Annotated in this window: 24 protein-coding genes and 1 pseudogene; 19 read left to right on the forward strand and 6 right to left on the reverse strand. The window is 52.9% G+C overall.

Going from position 1 to position 17,561, the window contains the following annotated elements; all coding sequences use genetic code 11:
• Nucleotides 1-26 precede the first annotated feature (26 nt).
• From infC to rplT, 3 genes and pseudogenes are all read left to right on the forward strand, one after another.
• Nucleotides 27-584, forward strand: a pseudogene (gene infC, locus HER32_RS00160) (translation initiation factor IF-3); the annotation flags it as partial.
• Between the two features lie 176 nt (nucleotides 585-760).
• Nucleotides 761-955 carry a 50S ribosomal protein L35 gene (gene rpmI / locus HER32_RS00165; protein WP_149072518.1) on the forward strand — a complete coding sequence of 65 codons (195 nt, stop codon included), beginning with the start codon at nucleotides 761-763 and terminating at the stop codon, nucleotides 953-955.
• A 141-nt stretch (nucleotides 956-1,096) separates the two neighbouring features.
• The gene (gene rplT, locus HER32_RS00170) at nucleotides 1,097-1,441 is read left to right on the forward strand and encodes a 50S ribosomal protein L20 (RefSeq protein ID WP_168679529.1); all 345 of its coding nucleotides are present in this window, start codon (nucleotides 1,097-1,099) and stop codon (nucleotides 1,439-1,441) included.
• A gap of 99 nt (nucleotides 1,442-1,540) precedes the next feature.
• On the opposite strand, the gene HER32_RS00175 is transcribed toward rplT, so the two are convergent.
• From HER32_RS00175 to HER32_RS00195, 5 genes are all read right to left on the reverse strand, one after another.
• Complete coding sequence (locus HER32_RS00175; protein WP_168679531.1) at nucleotides 1,541-1,960, reverse strand: hypothetical protein; 420 nt, start codon at nucleotides 1,958-1,960, stop codon at nucleotides 1,541-1,543.
• Nucleotides 1,961-2,290: 330 nt separating this feature from the next.
• Complete coding sequence (locus HER32_RS00180) at nucleotides 2,291-3,571, reverse strand: hypothetical protein (protein ID WP_168679533.1); 1,281 nt, start codon at nucleotides 3,569-3,571, stop codon at nucleotides 2,291-2,293.
• 42 nt (nucleotides 3,572-3,613) lie between these two features.
• Nucleotides 3,614-4,438, reverse strand: a complete 825-nt coding sequence (locus HER32_RS00185; RefSeq protein WP_168679535.1) for a DUF4393 domain-containing protein — start codon at nucleotides 4,436-4,438, stop codon at nucleotides 3,614-3,616.
• 376 nt (nucleotides 4,439-4,814) lie between these two features.
• Entirely contained in the window at nucleotides 4,815-5,198 is a 384-nt protein-coding gene (locus tag HER32_RS00190) for a hypothetical protein (protein ID WP_168679537.1), read from the reverse strand.
• A gap of 61 nt (nucleotides 5,199-5,259) precedes the next feature.
• Entirely contained in the window at nucleotides 5,260-5,703 is a 444-nt protein-coding gene (locus HER32_RS00195; protein WP_168679539.1) for a hypothetical protein, read from the reverse strand.
• A 243-nt stretch (nucleotides 5,704-5,946) separates the two neighbouring features.
• Here HER32_RS00195 and HER32_RS00200 point away from each other — a divergent pair, with 243 nt between their 5' ends.
• The 6 genes from HER32_RS00200 (at nucleotide 5,947) to HER32_RS00225 (ending at nucleotide 10,012) form a co-directional block, all read left to right on the forward strand.
• Nucleotides 5,947-6,120 (forward strand): hypothetical protein, encoded by a 174-nt coding sequence (locus tag HER32_RS00200; protein WP_168679541.1) that lies wholly within the window; start codon nucleotides 5,947-5,949, stop codon nucleotides 6,118-6,120.
• A gap of 2 nt (nucleotides 6,121-6,122) precedes the next feature.
• On the forward strand, nucleotides 6,123-6,455 hold the full coding sequence (locus tag HER32_RS00205) for a hypothetical protein (RefSeq protein ID WP_168679543.1): 333 nt from the start codon (nucleotides 6,123-6,125) through the stop codon (nucleotides 6,453-6,455).
• Nucleotides 6,456-6,904: 449 nt separating this feature from the next.
• Nucleotides 6,905-7,210, forward strand: a complete 306-nt coding sequence (locus tag HER32_RS00210) for a hypothetical protein (protein ID WP_168679545.1) — start codon at nucleotides 6,905-6,907, stop codon at nucleotides 7,208-7,210.
• Between the two features lie 21 nt (nucleotides 7,211-7,231).
• Nucleotides 7,232-8,665 (forward strand): protein rep, encoded by a 1,434-nt coding sequence (locus HER32_RS00215; RefSeq protein WP_168679548.1) that lies wholly within the window; start codon nucleotides 7,232-7,234, stop codon nucleotides 8,663-8,665.
• 180 nt (nucleotides 8,666-8,845) lie between these two features.
• Nucleotides 8,846-9,295, forward strand: coding sequence for a single-stranded DNA-binding protein (locus tag HER32_RS00220; RefSeq protein WP_168679550.1), 450 nt, complete (start codon nucleotides 8,846-8,848; stop codon nucleotides 9,293-9,295).
• 423 nt (nucleotides 9,296-9,718) lie between these two features.
• Entirely contained in the window at nucleotides 9,719-10,012 is a 294-nt protein-coding gene (locus HER32_RS00225) for a hypothetical protein (RefSeq protein WP_168679552.1), read from the forward strand.
• Nucleotides 10,013-10,126: 114 nt separating this feature from the next.
• Here the strand turns inward: HER32_RS00225 and HER32_RS00230 are convergent, their stop codons facing one another.
• Complete coding sequence (locus HER32_RS00230; protein WP_168679554.1) at nucleotides 10,127-10,306, reverse strand: helix-turn-helix domain-containing protein; 180 nt, start codon at nucleotides 10,304-10,306, stop codon at nucleotides 10,127-10,129.
• Between the two features lie 257 nt (nucleotides 10,307-10,563).
• Here HER32_RS00230 and HER32_RS00235 point away from each other — a divergent pair, with 257 nt between their 5' ends.
• The 10 genes from HER32_RS00235 to HER32_RS00280 all read left to right on the forward strand — a co-directional run bounded on the left by HER32_RS00235 (nucleotide 10,564) and on the right by HER32_RS00280 (nucleotide 17,553).
• Nucleotides 10,564-10,986: a hypothetical protein gene (locus tag HER32_RS00235; protein ID WP_168679556.1), complete on the forward strand. Its 423-nt coding sequence runs from the start codon at nucleotides 10,564-10,566 to the stop codon at nucleotides 10,984-10,986.
• The gene (locus HER32_RS00240) at nucleotides 10,973-12,697 is read left to right on the forward strand and encodes a transglutaminase-like domain-containing protein (protein ID WP_168679558.1); all 1,725 of its coding nucleotides are present in this window, start codon (nucleotides 10,973-10,975) and stop codon (nucleotides 12,695-12,697) included. The genes HER32_RS00235 and HER32_RS00240 overlap by 14 nt, the downstream gene beginning before the upstream one ends.
• Nucleotides 12,698-12,731: 34 nt before the next feature.
• Nucleotides 12,732-12,890 carry a hypothetical protein gene (locus HER32_RS00245; RefSeq protein ID WP_168679560.1) on the forward strand — a complete coding sequence of 53 codons (159 nt, stop codon included), beginning with the start codon at nucleotides 12,732-12,734 and terminating at the stop codon, nucleotides 12,888-12,890.
• A 62-nt stretch (nucleotides 12,891-12,952) separates the two neighbouring features.
• The gene (locus tag HER32_RS00250; protein ID WP_168679562.1) at nucleotides 12,953-13,348 is read left to right on the forward strand and encodes a hypothetical protein; all 396 of its coding nucleotides are present in this window, start codon (nucleotides 12,953-12,955) and stop codon (nucleotides 13,346-13,348) included.
• Nucleotides 13,349-13,396: 48 nt separating this feature from the next.
• The gene (locus HER32_RS00255) at nucleotides 13,397-14,065 is read left to right on the forward strand and encodes a hypothetical protein (RefSeq protein WP_168679564.1); all 669 of its coding nucleotides are present in this window, start codon (nucleotides 13,397-13,399) and stop codon (nucleotides 14,063-14,065) included.
• Nucleotides 14,066-14,298: 233 nt separating this feature from the next.
• Nucleotides 14,299-14,700 (forward strand): hypothetical protein, encoded by a 402-nt coding sequence (locus tag HER32_RS00260; protein ID WP_168679566.1) that lies wholly within the window; start codon nucleotides 14,299-14,301, stop codon nucleotides 14,698-14,700.
• Between the two features lie 12 nt (nucleotides 14,701-14,712).
• Nucleotides 14,713-15,393 (forward strand): hypothetical protein, encoded by a 681-nt coding sequence (locus HER32_RS00265; protein WP_168679568.1) that lies wholly within the window; start codon nucleotides 14,713-14,715, stop codon nucleotides 15,391-15,393.
• Between the two features lie 2 nt (nucleotides 15,394-15,395).
• Entirely contained in the window at nucleotides 15,396-16,343 is a 948-nt protein-coding gene (locus tag HER32_RS00270) for a hypothetical protein (RefSeq protein ID WP_168679570.1), read from the forward strand.
• On the forward strand, nucleotides 16,343-16,960 hold the full coding sequence (locus HER32_RS00275) for a glycosyl hydrolase 108 family protein (protein ID WP_168679572.1): 618 nt from the start codon (nucleotides 16,343-16,345) through the stop codon (nucleotides 16,958-16,960). Before HER32_RS00270 ends, HER32_RS00275 begins: the two co-directional genes overlap by 1 nt.
• Nucleotides 16,948-17,553, forward strand: coding sequence for a glycoside hydrolase family 73 protein (locus HER32_RS00280; RefSeq protein ID WP_168679574.1), 606 nt, complete (start codon nucleotides 16,948-16,950; stop codon nucleotides 17,551-17,553). The genes HER32_RS00275 and HER32_RS00280 overlap by 13 nt, the downstream gene beginning before the upstream one ends.
• Nucleotides 17,554-17,561 lie beyond the last annotated feature (8 nt).

The following is a 17,561-nucleotide window of genomic DNA, read 5'->3' on the forward strand; positions in this document are numbered from 1 at the left end:
TCACCTTTCAGTAGGAGGACTTTCCCATAGCTACCCCGAATCGTCGTTACGTACCTCGCCAGCAGGTGGAGGAGCCGTTCAAAATCAACCAGAAGATTACCGCCCGCGAAATTCGCCTGGTAGGAGAAAACGTTCAGGTTGGTATCTACCCCATTGAGCAGGCCCGCCGCATGGCCCAGGAGCAAAACCTGGACCTGGTGGAAATTTCGCCCACGGCCGTTCCGCCCGTGTGCCGCATCATCGACTACTCGAAATTCAAGTACGAGCAGAAGAAGCGTACCCGCGAGCTGAAAGCCAAGGCCACGAAGGTAGTAGTAAAGGAAATCCGGTTTGGTCCGAACACCGACGACCACGATTTCGCCTTTAAGCTGAAGCACGCCCAGGAATTCCTGAAGGAAGGCGCCAAGATTAAAGCGTACGTGCACTTCGTTGGCCGCAGCATCGTGTTCAAGGAGCGGGGCGAAATCCTGCTGCTCAAGTTTGCTCAAGCCCTGGAAGACCTGGCTAAAGTAGAGCAGCTGCCCAAGCTCGAAGGTAAGCGCATGTTCCTTTACCTGGCGCCCAAGGTTATTGCCAAGCCCAAGCCCGCTCCGGCGCCGGCTCCCGCGGCCAAAGCCGCAGGCAGCAAAGAGCCCAAGGAAGCCGCGCCAAAAACCGACCAGGAATAGGCGTTGCCAGCAGGTTTCTTAAGTGAATTTTCAGGCTAACCGGCCCTAGGCAGCCGGCCGCCGTAGTTGTTTTACCCTTTATTTCCTTCACAATGCCGAAAATGAAAACCAAGTCCGGCGCCAAGAAGCGTTTCTCGCTCACCGGCACCGGCAAAATCAAGCGTAAGCACGCCTTCAAGTCGCACATCTTGACCAAGAAATCCATCAAGCAGAAGCGTAACCTTACGCACGCTACGCTGGTTAGCTCGGCCGATATGAACCGCGTTAAAGACATGCTGAATCTGTAATAAATGGTTGATTGCTAAATGATTAATCAGTTCTTGTTTAACTGCTTAGTCATTCAACCATTTGCCAATTTTTTCACCAGGCGTTCGGCTGAAACCAAGATGCGGAACTCCGCCGCCGACCGCCAAAAACTCCAGTAGGTTATGCCAAGAAGCGTCAACCACGTGGCCTCCCGCCACCGTCGGAAAAAAGTAATGAAGCTTGCGAAAGGCTATTATGGCCGTCGTAAGAATGTTTGGACCGTAGCGAAAAACGCAGTAGAAAAAGGTCTGCTGTATGCTTTCCGCGACCGTCGCGTGAAGAAGCGCGAGTTCCGCGCCCTGTGGATCCAGCGTATCAACGCCGGGGCCCGTCAGCACGGCTTGTCGTACTCTCAGTTCATGGGCGGCCTGAAAAAGGCTGGTATCGAGCTCAACCGCAAGGTGCTGGCTGATCTGGCCCTGAACCACCCCGAGGCCTTCAAAGGCATCGTTGATAAGATCAAGTAGGTTTTAACCTAACTTTACAAAAAAGCCCGACTTGGTTAAGTCGGGCTTTTTTGCTGTAGAGGAATGAATGGTTGCGGCTACGCCGCGCGGCTCGCTAGGTCAGGTTAAGGGGCTGCCCTGCTGCAGCCATTGCTGGGCGTCTTCAATATCCTGGAACAGCCGCATTTCAAAGCGGCTGCCTACCCGCTGGTGCATGGCTTCGGCAGAGGCCTGTCCAAAAATTCCGGGCGCTACCACGTGCGCAAAGCGGGTGAGGCCGCCAGCCAGGGCTTGGGGCATCCAGTGCTGCTCTATCCAGTCGTTGGCCTGGTTCCAGGAGCCGATAACGCCCCGGTTGTCGTTCAGGATGTACGTGCAGCCGGTCGCCTCCAGGGCCCGCAGCACACCTTCGCAGCCTTGCATTACGGTGTCGGTGGTAAGCAAGCCCTGCCAGTTGTTGTAGAGCCACTGGTTGCCATGGTCGTGTTGCACCGTGAGGTACACCTTGCCGAAGGAGTTGGTATACAGTTGCTGGTACATAAAGGCTGCTTAGCGAGGAAGCAAAGAAAAGACATAAAAGACAAAAAACCGCCCCGGCACAGGCCAGGGCGGTTTTCGCTAAGTAGCGGGGACGAGAGTTGAATTGACCGTCTCGCTGAAAAAACCTGTTGGGCGACGCAAAGCTAGGGTTTTAATACCCCATTCCCGTAGATTTTCAGACATAGGTGTGATAAAAATGTGACGTTATGCGACTGAAAATCTCCTTATAGTGTCTGCTGAGTTAGTGCCTCATCACCTTATACTGTAGCAGAGATTGCCTATAAGGGCAGTACTTAAGCTATGTAAGATGAGAGCAGAAGGGGTAGGCAGTTATTTTCTTCTATTCTCAGTAAGCACTTTATGCATGATATACTTCAAATAATCTTTAGATTCAATATTTTCGTCAGCAATAAGTAGGTCAGCTTTCTTCATTAGTACGAGTAATTCGTGAAAGCTATTGATAGTAGTATCTAAAAGCTTTTTGATCGATTCTTTCTTATTTTGTGATAATGTTCTTCCAGCTTCAATCTTAGTCTTAAAGATGTGTCTGAGGATATCCGGATTGCCAGCATTCTTTATTTGCTCAACATCCTTTAAGAAATCTGCTTCTGCTTCATTCAGTTGAGCAGCGAAAGAAATTCCCTCGATCGCGCTATCAGGTGTTGTACCATGACTCAGAGAAAGGATTGATGTAGACAACTCATTCTTTACTACAGTTTCACCTACTTCTTCACCTTTGCGTGATGTAATAGAGAAAAGTCCAGAAAATTTAACAGCACCTTTAGCTATTTCATTGTTTGATAACTCAACAATGAATTTAACGTTACCAATTTCCTTTACATCTTTACCATTTACTTTTTCAAATAATACATTTATATATGATTCATTGTACTCACAATATCTTACCCTGTATAATTCCTTGGGTTTTTTGGTGTCAGCTTTGATGCCGTTATGAAGTAATATAAGGGCAATGAATACTGATACTCCAATGTTATAATCCTGATACCTTTTTTCGGATATTAGTGCCCTGAAATAATACTGTTCCTCACTAAGGTCATATATCATTCTGTAGCGGCGAGTGTGCTTTCTGTCACTGCTATATACTTGTTTTAATAATTCTAAATTATTGATAACTATTGTGCTTAGATTTGCATTCGATAATTGCGTTGCATAGTCATTAAACTTATATGTGGTTTTGAATAATGAATTAATTGCTGAATATTTAGATTTTGCGAACTTTAACCTGCTTAAAATATTTGCTTTTTCCTTTTCCTCGTCTACGATGTTGGGAAAAGAAATTTCTGATAAATCATTAAAGCCAATCTCTATTTTGTCATCGTCATGGTTGTGGAAGAAGTTAAGATTCTTAAAATCGGACTTTATATCAAATTTTAAGAAATTTCGACTTTCTGAATCAACACTGTTTACAAGTTTTGATACGCCAGAAATGGTTATTTCTTCATTTGCTATCTCATCAATTTTTAATACTCTAATAAGGTCGTCCTTGAATGGGCTACCTTCGATAAGACGGACAACGTCTCGAACGAGAATCTTGTCATCGCCTTGAGGGATGTCTCTGTAATCGAATTTAGTTGATCCAAACTGGCTCATAGTGGTGTTATTTAAATGGTGGGTATGTGTGAAATTGATTCGCTACATAGGGTTCTTTTGGCAGGCTTGTTTAAATAATAAGCCAAAATGTGTTAGTTGATAAAATCCTTTTTCTATATGAACTTCATTGTGTAATTGAAAATTAAAATCATATAATTCTGGATAAAAAGCCATTAAATCATCATATTCATTATTGTAAGCTGATCTATTTTCTCCAATCATGTCGCTTGTTAAAATTCCTAATGCCTCTAAATTGTCAAAATAAAATCTTGATTTCTCAGGCATATTTAGAAAGTTATTATTCTCGTATTCTGTTGCTTTCTCTGCTATTGGTGTTCTTACAGTTCCCTTTTTAAAATATTCTTGTTTTTTTATAATGGTAATAAAAGGTATTCTGTGATTAACCTGCTTTAATGGCTCGATTATTCTCACTTCATCAGGTGTGAGATTTTCTATGACTTGGGTAAACCTAGGATGAACATTGCCAGCGTAATCCTCTATAGAAGCATTTGTTAAAAGGTTAATATACATTTCACTAAGTATTTCATTAGTTGTTTTCTCTAATTTATCTATTATAGGTACGCCAACCTCTGGTGCAACTTCAACGATTTTATCATCAGCGACCTTTTCAAGGTTTTTTCTATATTGCTCAAGATGATATGCCCTAAGTATTCTCTTCTTTTCAGTGTATAAATCGAAATTGCCCGTTGCTAATTCCAGAACGTTCGCCAGCGCATGACCTACTTTGTTCACTCCGGACTTTTTAATATCACCATAAATTTCCAATAATAACTTCTCGTTTGCTTTAGCTGAAATCATCGCTAATGCAGCGGTTATAGTGCCAGGCGTAATATCAGCTAAGTTCATTGTTCTTGGATTTTAGTGTTTTGATTTTTCTTGTGCTATATGTATATAAAACGTATGTTTTTGCAATTTTTTGCTGACTAATTAACTAAACAGCAAACATTATAACTTTTTAAAAAAGTTTGATATGGTTATCTGTACAACTATGGTCGGCGCGAAATACAACACGGTTCCGCCATTCATGGTAGAGATAATGTTACCAGTACTATCAGTTTGGAAATTATGGCTCATAGTTATTAAAGTGTGTTTGAACGCATAATCATTTCAATAAAGAAGAGAAGCATAATAAACCCAGCCCCAGCCAGAAACCCACGCCAGAAAGCACGTTTTCTTTTATAGCCCTTGGGGTGAAGATTAGGCATATCCAGTTGACATAGTGTTACTGGACAACTGATTGAGTATCCGCAATGCCATACTGCACATGGTGCGTGTTAGCTGGCGTAGCGAACTTCTTCTTAACATGAACGCTGCCACCAGGGGGCAGGAACTCATAGATAGTAGCCCGTCTTGTGCCAAGCTCTGTATCGGTTTTGGAGTAGAAGGTTACTTCCAGCACGATGTCTTTGAACGTGGCCACGGATGCCGTACTGCTCACGGTACCTTGCACTACCGTTTCGTTGATGAAGTTGGTATGCTGGGTAAAGGACCCTGATACAAATTCCGGCCAGTATTCTAACTCCTTAGCTGCAAGCCGTGCACGTTGCTGCTCATAGGTCAAAGGGGCTTCCTCAATAGATGCCGTGGCGGTAGGGTCATTGTACACAGCCTCGCGGGTGCTGCAGGCTGATAGAAGCACGAGGGATAGGAGTAGAGGTTTCTGCATATCAGTTACGCTTTTGTAGTAGGTCGATTATCATCTGCTTATCCGCAATCATGCTCTCCAGCTCGCGCACCCGGCCGCGGCACTGCTCCAGGTCGGCTAAGCTCTCAGCACTGATGCCATAGGAGACAGTACCCTCATTCACTGTGTTTATGACGTTACCAATGTTGCCCGTTTGGACACTGGAAGTGAGGGTTAGGGGCTTTAGTGCTTCACCGTTTCCGGTAAGTAGCCAGTCACCATTAACACGAGGGTAGCGGGCTATAATTTTTTCAAGTGTATCAAGGGTAGGCTTACTCTTTTTGCCTGTTGCATTTTTTCCTAAGAAATTTTGCACCACGCTTGCACCTACACCTATTGATGATGCAAACGCATTTATAGACTTGACTCTGAGTTCTTTGATCAGAATTTCAAGGCGTTGTGCAAAGTCGTCGTTACTCGACCCCATGTAATTCGAGGATTTGATGCCCTTGTTTATTGCATTTATAAATGCAACTTTTGAGCATTAGTTAATGTAGTGACATTGTTAGTCTACAACTAAAAGCTCATGCAAACAAGCAGCCAACTAAGCGAGAAGCCGAAAAAAGTTCGGGAACCGCACGAAGGGAATTTGCTGTGGAAACTCTACCGCGAGCTTGGGGCTACGCGGCTGTCTGAGTTCCGCACTGTCTTGAAGGAAAAGCGCATTGTAATGCCCACTTTCCTCACCGACACCAAGGCCAGCAAGAAGCTCGGTAGCATTCGTGCTGACCGGCTGCAGGCATACCGCGACTTCTTCATGGAAGGCGGACCGGACTTATTAGAGGAAGTCCGCAAAGAACAAGCTGCCACTGAGCAGCCAGCGCCCACCCCAGCCGAAGCCTAGCCGTGGACTCGCCCGATCAGCAACTGCAAACGGTGCTGCGCCGGCTGTTTGCCGCTGCCAAGCCCAACGAAGTATTCCGCACCCCGCGCGTGGTGCAGCTGGTGCTTTCCTTCACTGGCCTTGCTACTGTCGATGAAGGGCAAGTGCGTAGCGCCCTCTACACCCTCGATGGCTTTGCCCACCCGCGCCCCGTGCGCGGCGGTGATGGGTTAGCCTGGACATTCAGCAGTGCTGCGCCCACGGCCGCACCTGCCCAGCCCGCCAAAAAGCCCCGGCACACCTACAAGCCCGGGCGCGAAAAGTCTCTGGTTGAATCCCAACGCCTGAAGCGGTGAAACGGCGCTATCTCATTTGGGGCGCGGTCTTGGCCGGCATCCTCACCTGGTCGGCCGTGCTGCTGGCCGCAGTCTACGCGCTTTTCTGCGCCTTCTAACATTCGGAGCCGGTAGGGTGGGACTAGGCCGGCTCCAATCCCTCTAAATGCAAGTGGAAAGCATAGGCTACTGAGGCCAAGATTGGCGGGTTCGACCCCCGCTAGAGGGACAACCGCTGAGGGTATCCGGGCAATGCTGGAGAGCAACCCGGTAGCGTAGGCGGTGCCACGACCGAGGGGTGACCCAATAGTCAGGCTTTGGCGACTAGCTCAATTAAGTCGCGGCAAGCGGGGGCGTCCGGCCGGCGTCCCCGCCCGATGCCTGTCCGGCCCGCCAGAACGACCGGGACACTCTGAGCGAGTGGCCCACGACAAAAAAACTCATTCGACAGAACGACACCCGCCCGATTTATGGCACTCCCCAAGTCTACCCCCGCGCTAGGTTCCAAGGTTGTTGAAAGCCTGCTAAAAGAAATGCAGGCCAAGATTCTGCAGGCAGACATTGCCCGGGTAGAGGCCGGTGGCAAGGCCAGCGCAAAGAACAAAGTCTACGTGCAGGCCTTGCAGGAAGCCCGAGAAATGCTGCAGGACATGCGCTACATCGGCGCACCCGCCCACAAGCTGCAGCAGGGCATTCAGGGGACGCTTATGACGGTGCCCATTAAGCAGCCAGCACCAACGCCAGGCACTAGCCGGTCTAGCCACTACGGTAGCTAAAAACGACGATAAGCCCCTAGTATGACGCGGATTGCGCCGCGCCTGGGGGCCTCCGTCCATAATGATAGAAACATCTTTTCAGTATCAGAGGTGCAGCCCCAAGCCTACTCGCCCGAACAACGCCACCAAGCCGCCTGCAAATTTGGGTGGCGCGTCAGTCAGAAGATCCGCAAGAACCGTACGCTGGCTTCTGCCATTGACGAGTACATGAGCGGTTTCGGCGTAGAGCTGCCCGCTACGCGTCAGCTCTACAAGGACCAGCGCAACACCATCTGGCAAAAGGACGCCTACGACGATGCGTTGGAGGATGCCTACGGCGAACTGGCCCGCCTGAAATACGCTCTAACCGAAACCCGGGGCTACTACGCCGAATTTAGCGGAGAGGCCCGGCGCCGGCTGGTACCCATGGCGTTCTGGTACTCGCGGCATCGGCTGTGCTACGTCTGGAACATGCGCAAGTCGCAGCTGGTGCGCAGCCGCTACTACCAATACCTGCGCGACGCCCGCGACAACCACGGCCGGCTACTGGTGACGCACTACCGGCCCATTCACCTGATGCTGACCGTTCCGCACCAGGGCGGTACCTACCACGGCCAACGATTTTACGCCCGCGCCCTCATTCGCACGTTTGCCGAGCTGCGCAAGCTGCCGATTTGGAAACAGTACGTCTACGCCGGGGAATACGGCCTGGAAGTCAAGAAAAGCAAAAAGCACGGCCTGCACATTCACGTTCACAGCCTGCTACTGCAGCACCCGCAATACTCCGTGAACGAAGTGCGCGACGCGCTGGTGGATGCCTGGCGTACCCTTACCGGCAACAATACCACCTACAGCGGCCTGCACTACGAAACGCTCTACCGCTTTGAGAAAAAGGAGGACGGCACCCGCGTAAAGCGCTATGTAGTGCCCGGGCAAAGCAGCCTGGATGAATACCTAGCCGGGGTATTGGAGTGCATTAAGTACCATTTCAAGCCCGATTGCTTAGACGAGCCAGGGCAGCAGCTAGGCTACGACGTGGCCCTGATAAATGAGATTCTGACCAACACCAAGAATCTGCGCATGTACAGCCGCTTCGGCAAGTTCTACAAGGAACCCAGCCTGAACTTTAACCAGCTGGAAAAGGCGGCCGACGAGCTAAGCGACGAGGAAACGGCCGACGAAGTGCGTTCGACAGTGGAAGGGGTGGAGGAACGATTGATTGACCCCACCACTATGCAGCCGGCGCGGGCCGGAAGCTATAAGATCAAGATCGGCCGGCCCGACAGCCTGAAATACAACGCCAATACCGGTGACCGGCCCTTGGAGGCCTGGTACTACGAGCAGGCCAACTGCCCTATACATGATGCCCCGCCGGGGCTAACCCTGAAAGAGGTTATCCGCCTCGATGTAATGGGCAAGCTACGGCTTGACGCCTACGAGCGATTCTACAGCCCGCCCCCGAGCAAAGGCAAGTAGCCGACAGCAAGGCCGCGCCTGAGCTGCGCCAGGCCTAGCGCCCAGTTCCCAACAACCGACAGCAAAACCACGCGGCGCCGGCGCGACGTGCGCTCAATTCCGACAGCAATAGCGCGCACCTGGTCGCGCTGCAGCTGGAAATACCGACAGCATTCCTTTTCACCCTTCAACCCCCAAACAATGCAACAGATTACCATCCTCGGAAACGTAGGCCGCGACGCGGTTATTCGGGACACCAACGGCCGGCGTGCAATTGGCTTTAGCGTAGCCGTAAACGAGAGCTACAAAGACGGCCAGGGTAACAAGGTCGAATCAACCAACTGGTATAGCTGCACCATCTGGCGCGACGGCCAGCAAAGCACCAAAGTTGCCGACTACCTGAAAGCAGGCCAGCAGGTGCTAATTCAAGGCCAACCAAAAATCCGGGTTTACCAGCGCAACAGCGATAAGCAGTGGGCGGGTGAAATCGAAGTACGCGTAGATAAGATTGAGCTAGTAGGCGGCAAGAAGGAAAGTGGCCCGGTGCAAGTAGCTGAGCAGCCTCAAACGCTAGGGCCCCAACGAGACGCGCCCCGCGCTGGTAACATGGCTGCCGCCAGTAATGATGACGACAACGATTTGCCTTTCTAAATGCGTGTGGTGAAGCTTATCTATCTGGCAGTGACAAGGCGTTTAACCTCATCACATTGGCTACAAACGTAGATGAGCTCGAAGCGAGTCCTCAATTTGATGCAGCCGCCCCAGCCTTGCATTTTGGCATTAGGATATTGCTGTTCATCATTAGGTACGCCATTGTAAGCAAACCCATACCCGTACTTGACGAGTCGCTTTTGCATAGGCCGGGCATGTAGCGCACAACGGTTACTAGCTCCACGGGTAGAGTTTTTAATGTAATGCCCTAAAGCCCTGTGTTTGCTGGTAGAGCAGCTGCTAAGCACAACTACCACTATGATATACCTCGCGAATTGATTAAGCATAGTGTGCAAAATAACAACTCCGCGTCAAGCATAAAGCGGAAAAACAAAACTGCAAAATCATGACACGAACTGAGCCATGAGCAAGGAAGATAACCGCAAAACGTTTCGCCTCGACACGGACGTAGCCGCGCTGCTGAAAGAAAGGCAAGAGAAAGGAAACATCACCACGGAGACGGAAACCGTCAACCGGCTGCTGCGCAACATTCCAAAGCAGGAGGCAGAACTTCAGCGGCAAATCAAAACCGTGAACGAAGAACGCCAACAGAAAGAGGAGTGGGCCACCCGGGCCCGGAATGCGGAGGCCGAACTACTGCGAATCAAGCAAGCAGTCGGCGTAATTTCTGCGCTATTTCTTCCTGCACCAGCCTAACCAGTACTTACCAGCAACAGAAAAGCCGGCCTTATGGGCCGGCTTTTTATATACCCCAATATGTAGCGTTACTGTTTTGGTATTGTAACGGTTTTGCAGCGGTTTCGTAGAGGTCTACGCAAACTGCTCAATGATCAGGCGCGTAGCCTGCGGCGTAAAAACTTTACCCGATAAGTCGATTTTTTCTGTTCTCGAATCATTCCACTTGGCTAGCCAGCGCATGAGCGTCCGCACATGAACGCCGAAATCCTCTGCTAGCTCCGATTTGCTCTTTCCTTTAGACGGAATCTCCATAGGTCTTAGTCAGTTACGAAGCGAAAATTACGGAATAAGCCTATTCTTACCAACGCCTTTAGCCGGCGTTTCCTGACTTTTCCTGACAATAACTGACAGTTCCTGACGTAACCTGACAACGCACCCCTGCAGCGCTTCACTTTTGGATTCTCTTAAGTGAAACGAAAACGGGGCGCGTAGTGAATAAGGTTCTTTTAGTTGGTGGGCTAGGCTATTTAGCATTCAGGGCGTTTCGCGCAGCAGAAGGCGCGAAGACATTGGACTATGAGGTTCAAAACGTCCGTATCCACAATTGGAACATTAAGACACCCGGAGACTTAGGCCTGCGCGCCCTTATTCGGTTTTCCAATCCATCATCGGTACAATTCAAGGTAGACAGCGTAGCGCTGAACATCTACCACCAAGGCGCACTGATAGGCGACTGTTTCATTAACACGCCCACGGTTATTGCCCCCAAAAGCTTCTCCCTGCAGGAATACCCCCTGCGTCTGCGCTTGGTCCCGATTGCCACGGCCTTGTGGCCTATTATCCGGGACAATAAGCCGTTGCCTGCAGTAGATGTGACCGGCTACGTGAAGATTGCCGGGATTGACCAGCAAATAGCCGTCACGGTGCCGCTGGCTGCCTACGACCCCCGCCAAAGCCTACCCGCTAAAAAGACCGCGAATGGTAACGCTTAGCGAGGCCCGGGCCCTGGTACCCCGCCCGCTGGGTATCATGGAAACCGCCAAGGCGGACGGCATCACGTCGGACATTATCCGGTCGGTGCTGGCAGTGAGTGAGAGCAGCGCCGGCCAAACGGCAGGCCTGGCTGCCAAGCTGCGCGGCGCAACGGCGCTGGAAACGTGCAAGAATGTCTTTGGCTTCGTCCGGGGCAATATCCGGTACCAGCTTGACCCGGCCGGCCAGCAGCTCATTAAGACCCCGGCATCGGTGGTGCATTCGGGCTACTGCGACTGCAAAGGCTACGCCCTGCTTATCAACTCGCTCCTGCGCGACCTGGGCATTCCTTCGGCTTTCCGCTTTGTGTCGTTCGGCACGAGCCGCACGGTGACCCACGTCTACGCGGTGGCCATGCTGCCGGCCTACTCGGTGGTACTGGACGCGTGCTTGCCCCGCTTCAATGAGGAAAAAGCCTATACCTACAAAGAGGACCATATGACCAAAATCATTCATATCAGCGGCGTTGGGCTGGATCACGAAACCCCGTTGGCGCTATCCGGCTTTGAGTCGGAGGGGGAATTAGACCTGAAACTGGCCCGCCAAACGGCCGAACTGGAGCGGAATCTAGCTGTCCGGGTGCAGGGTATTGGTTCGCCCCTGGTAAATAAGCTGGACGAGGCCGTAGCCGACTATTCCCGCGCCATCAACGCAATTCCGCATGGTGCGGCGCACGTTGCCGCCATCGGGTACGCCATCGGCAAGAAGGGCAAGAAGAAGGCTGTAAAGCCAGGCGCTGCGCCTGCCAACGACCGCAAAAAGCGCCGGGGCAACTTCATTACCCGGGCCGCTAAGAGCGTAGCCAAGGGCGCTAAAAAAGTGGCAAAAAAGGCCGGCACGGTGGCTAAGAAAGCCGGTAAAGCGGTGGTGAAAGTAGCCACCGCACCTATGCGCCTACTCACCAAAGGCCTTGCCGAAGTGATGCTGCCGAAGCTGGCGCCGATGTTCTTGTATTTGTTCATCACCAACCCCACCACGATTGCCGCGCTACCGGCCCGGGTGCAGCGCAAGCGGAAGAAAGCAGAGAAGTTCGCCCGCTTTATGACCAAAACGGTCGGCATGAAGGAAAAGCACTTCATGCAGATTGTCCGAAATGGCATCATGCGCAAAATGGGGGCTACTCCGGAGCAGATTCTATCGGCCCGGGTGAAAGGCCCAATCAGCGGCATTGAGGGCATCGGCGACATCTCCGAACTGCTGAGCATTGCCCTGGAAATCGTCAACAAGATTCTGTCGGTGTTCGGCAAAAAGCCCGCTGCAGATGAGACGCCCACGGCGGACGATATGCCCGACGTCAACTCGGATTTTTCCGACGCCACCGACAAGCAGCTGCGCCAGCTCGCGGTACACCTGACCAAGAAACCCGCTAGCCAGAAAGGGCAGGAGCCCGATACCCTGCGCAATGAAATGCTGCAAGAGGCCGCGGAAGAATTTGCCAACCGCCAGGTAGAGCAGGAGCCAGACGATACGCCGGTAGACGCGACCCTGCCAGGTGAGGAAGCCGCCTACGAGGAATCCTATGCGGAAGAATCCAGCAGCGAAGATTCCTACACCGATACAACGGCGGATATGGAATTTGACCCGGACTCGGTAGGCAAGCCAGGCAGGCTGCGCCGGGGAATCCTAAAGAAAATGGCGCCTATCCACGTGCGCTCCGGTCGCTTACACTAACCCATTTTTCATTCACTTAACCCCTTTACCCATTATGGCAAAAAGTGCAATTGCTGGCATCAACCGCCAGTCGCGCAAGGTTGACAGCCTTATCGCCAAAGCGCTCAAGAAGAAGGAGCAGCAGAAAGCCAAAGAAAAGGCCAAATCTGAATTGGCAGCCAAACGGAAGAAGCTCGCTTCCCTGCGCAAGTAACGAGCCTGCCGGCTGGCTAGTGCCACGCCCTAAATCAAGTAGTTACCCCAAAATCTAAGGCAATGCCATTAGGAAAAATCAAATTTCAAGGGCTGGGCACGAAGGTAGCCGGCCTGGCAGCTGGTACGGCTGCAACGGGCTTCATTCAAAAGGGCCTGACTAAGCTAGGGCTGGCCGGCATGACGTCCAACCTGGCGCTGGTGGCCATCGGCGCCGTAGGGCCCGACCTGCTGGGCAAGAAAAACCCGCTTCTGGGCCATGCTGGCGACGCCGTAATGGTGACCGGCATCAACGCCATCCTGCGCGAGCAGTTCCCCAGCCTGATTCAAGGCTTGGACGACAACGTAGCCGGCTACGGCGACTACGAGGTGGGCGAGGCCGACAGCTATAACGACGTGGACGTGTCGGGCATCGTGAGTGGACCCGATGACAACGTAGCGGGCACCAACGCCCTGTAAGCAGTAGCCTAGCTAGAAATGCACTTTTTACCCTCAAAAACTACGATTGTGAACGGACCTTCACGCGACCGGGCCTTGTATGAAAAGGCCAAGCAAATGTCGAAAAACGCAACCCCCACGATGGGTTTCCTCCGGGAAGAAATCGTGCTGGCCAACAACAACAATACCTATCGTTTCGGCTTCAACGAGCAGCGTAGCGGTATTCGTGGTTCGGAAAAGATGCTGAGCATCAAGGACTCGTTCATTGCCAACCGCCTGCAGTTGGGTATCCTGGTGGAGCGTAAGACCAAACCAGGCACGGGCGTTATTATGACGTTCCCGAACCCGGTGGTCGTGGCCACGGCTGGCACGACGTCGGCGACCGATTTGGAGGTCATTTTCAATGGCCAGCTGAAAGCCCAAATCGACCAGGAAGTGTTGATGGACGGTTTCAGCACCCGCCGGTTCCGTTTCGTGCCTTCTACCCAGCAGCAGACAGGCGCGGCCAATGCCAACAACATTGCCCTGTCGGAGCAGCGTTTCGGAGACGGCCAGGTGGAAGTAGAACCCAACATCATTCTGGTGGGCACCAAGCGTAACGAGTTTACGATTACGCTCCCTCAGTTCGACCCCTCGGTAACGCCCAACATTGCGGCCACGGACGCGGCCTTTGACGTGCGCCTGGTGCTGGAGCTTTCAGGCTTCCACATCCCGGGCGGTGCTGCGCTGACCAAGTAGTAAGCGAGTAGTAGGGCACAAGCAAAAGTCCCGGCCGGGGTTGACCGGGCCGGGACTTTTGATTTTCCGACAGCACGACCGGCGCTGAGCTGGCGCGCCTCAGGGAGCCAGGCGCCGGCAACCGACAGCAATATTTTTCCCTGGAGCGCGCCAGGCCTGGTAAAAACGACAGCAAATAATTCCGCTGCAGCGCCCGGGCGCCGGCAAAACCGACAGCAATCATTCAAACGAATATGAACAATATCGATTTCAAAAATTCCGTAGCCATCAACGTGCCGCTAAACGGTAGCGCCCAGCAGGCTATCGGCAACCAGTCTACGCTAGACGGTAAGAAAATCAAGGCCATCATTGCCCGGGCCACTAACAGCACCGACGCTTTCCTGACGAGTACGAACGTAGCCGTCGCACAAAACCTAAACGGGGGCGTCTACCTGCAGATTACGAGTAAGAACAACGTCGTGCTGCACGATGCTATTCCCTTGTACCTGTTGGACCCGACCGCGAACGGTACCGGCCAAATCCTGTCGCTGGATAGCCAGGAAATCGACTGGACAAAGACGCGCATCATTTGGGGCGACCCGGCGAAGGCGCAAGAAAACAAAGGCAAGGAATTGCCCCTGGTTGTCGTCTACTAGCCTAGCTCTGCCATGATACGCGACATAGCCGACGCAGTAGAAACGCTTGAGGAAGCCGGCGCCCGCTTCTACAGCATTACCGGGGCCGGCACCCACATTGCCTACGAGCCGGACAACGACAACGCGACGAGTGACGATGCTATAGCGCGTTTTCAGAAGGATTGGGGCAAGTTGGGCCCGGGCATTTATACCGTCAACTATAAAAAGTCGAAGACGGACACCAGGGCAAAAACGAGCTTCCGCATCAACAAAAGCCCGGAGTTTGTCGGCAATCCTGGCGGTATGGGTGGGGGCTATGATGGGATGATAACCCAGCTGCAGATTCAGCTTGAGCAGATGAAGCACGCCCAAGAAATGGCCGATGTGAAACGCCGCTACGAGGACGAAATACGGCAGTTAAAAGAACAAAGTGAAGCCGGCACCGGCCCGGAAAAATTCTTACAGTACGTGGGACAAATCAACCAACTATACGCAAACGCGAAGGGCGGCAACGTCGCCGCTTTGCCGGCCGCAAGCGCTAACGTAGCTGGCGCGGCAAGTGATGAGCTGAGTGAAGTTGCGCAAAGCACCGTGGAGGCAATCTACGCGGCGCTGGGTAACAGTGAGCCAGCCACCTTAAATGCGCTCCGCAAAATCGGAGCCCTGGCGCGGAATAACCCCGCCCAGATTCAGCAAGTTATAGCAATGCTCTAAAGATGGGATTCAAGCTAACAACGAACAGCAACTACGCTGGCGCCACACTTTACCCGGTGGGCAGTGGCGTTCGGGTGCGCAAGCTGAAAGGCAGCGAACCGGACATGAGCAACAGCGGCATTTTGCGCACGGCCACCACGCCAACGCCGTTCGGCAAGGCGACCGGCCGGCAACTGCAGCCCACCAAAGCCAAGGACGCCAAAGGCAACCCGGTAAACGGCTGGATGGAAGTCGTAGACGACAAAGGGGGTAAGGGCTGGGTACGGTTCGACCTGCTGACCCGCATCATTCCGACGTCAGCTATTAAGCAAGGCGACGGAGAACTGCTAGTAAAGGCGTTTATCAACCGCGACCTGCGCACGGCCAAAACCCTAGCCTATACCAATGCCCTACTGGCCACGCTGCAGCGCAAAGGCGGCGTAAGTGGTCCGGGGCTGAATAGCTACCTGACCGCGCAAAAGCGCTTAGAACTGCGCATTAAAGACCGTCAGCGCCGTTTGCAAGCGGCTAAGGACATTATCAAGGTCGTGCAGTTTGTAAACCCAGCGCTGGCCGTGTTCAGCGAAGCCGCCATTAAGCGAATCTACGGTGTAGAGGAAAAGGCGGTGAAGGGTATAGGAGTAATACCCATTGCAGCCATCGTCGTGGTGGCGGGCATTACGCTGGTAGCGGGCGTAACCTGGTATGCGGCGTATAATCATTTCAAGGCCGATTCCGAAGCTTCGGAAATCGACCTGAGCGAAGCCCGCAACCTGGCAGCCGTGCTGGAGAAGGTAGACCCCGAAACCAAAAACAAGGTACTGTCGGAGGTCAAGAAGTACGGGCAGGACCAAAAGGACGAAGGCAGCGCCGAAGCCAAGACCGCTGCCAATACCGGCCCCCTTGCCGAAGCCGGGGGCATCCTTAAGTGGGGCGGTCTTATTTTTCTCGGTGCTAAGCTTTTCGGGTAGTGGCTGATTACCGGAAAATCGTCCCGTTCATCTTAGCGGAGGAACGGGGCGAGAACCGCGACCCGAAAGACCCAGCAGCCAAACGGCCGGCGCCCGGTGGGGGCGGGCTCCACACCAACAAGGGCGTAACCTGGGGGACATTCGTTGACCTGGCGCCCAAAGTTGGCTATAAGCCGACCCTAGCCCTATTCCGGGCAATGCCGGCGACCGTTTGGGGCCAAATCTTCAAGCGCGGTTTTTGGGATGAAATCGGCGGCGACCAAATCCAGTCGCAAGCCCTGGCCGACGCCCTGGTGGAGTTTGCCTACATGGCCAGCCCGGGGCGGGCCCTGAGCTACGCCCGCCTGGTACTCCGCAACCTTGGCCACGGCTATTTAAAGCCGAAAGGCACGGCCGACCGGGTGCTACTCGCGGCAATCAACGGCACGAATGCCCAGCGCCTGGTTGCCGCCTACATGGCCGCCCGCCTGGCCTTCATTAAACGGGGGAACCCGCGCTATCAAAAGAACTGGTTGCTGCGCTACAACAAGTTAAAATCCTACATAGCCCGGCTAGGGGCGGCGGAACCAACGCAGCAAGTGGCCGGGGTTAATACTCTCCAACAATGGCAGATGTAGATAAATTTCTAGCCCTATACGGCCCGGCTGCCCTGGCTACGGAGCGCAAATACGGGGTGCCGGCCCTGGTTACGCTCTCGCAGCACGTTTGGGAAGGTGGCTGGGAAAACAAGAATGCCGGGCACAACCTATTCGGCGTGAAAGTGACCCCAAACTGGAAAGGGGGACGTCAGCTGCAATTAACCTGGGAGGTCCATACTACCCCGGACGTGAAATATCCGAAGGTGGTCAGCGTGACGAAGCGCCCGGACGGCAAATGGCACTACCGGGTTTACGCCTGGTTCCGGGCTTACCCATCGGTGCAGGCTGCCTACGAAGACCACGCGCTATTTCTGCGCCAGAATAAGCGCTACGCGCCGGCCTTCGCAGTGAAACATGACCCGGTGGCCTTTGCGCGGGAAATGGCTAAAGCCGGCTACGCGACCGACCCGGACTATTTCAACAAGCTCCAGAAGACGATAGCCATTTTTAAAAAAAAAGGATTCCCAGCGGGGCCGCTGGCGGCGCCGGCGCCATCCTCCTTGCCGGCCTCGCCTACTGGTACTACCGCCAAAGCAACGCCGGCAGCGGCCCCACCAGCACCGACTAAGTAATGGGGCAG

The organism is Hymenobacter sp. BT18 (genome assembly GCF_012273015.1).
Taxonomy (GTDB): domain Bacteria; phylum Bacteroidota; class Bacteroidia; order Cytophagales; family Hymenobacteraceae; genus Hymenobacter; species Hymenobacter lutimineralis.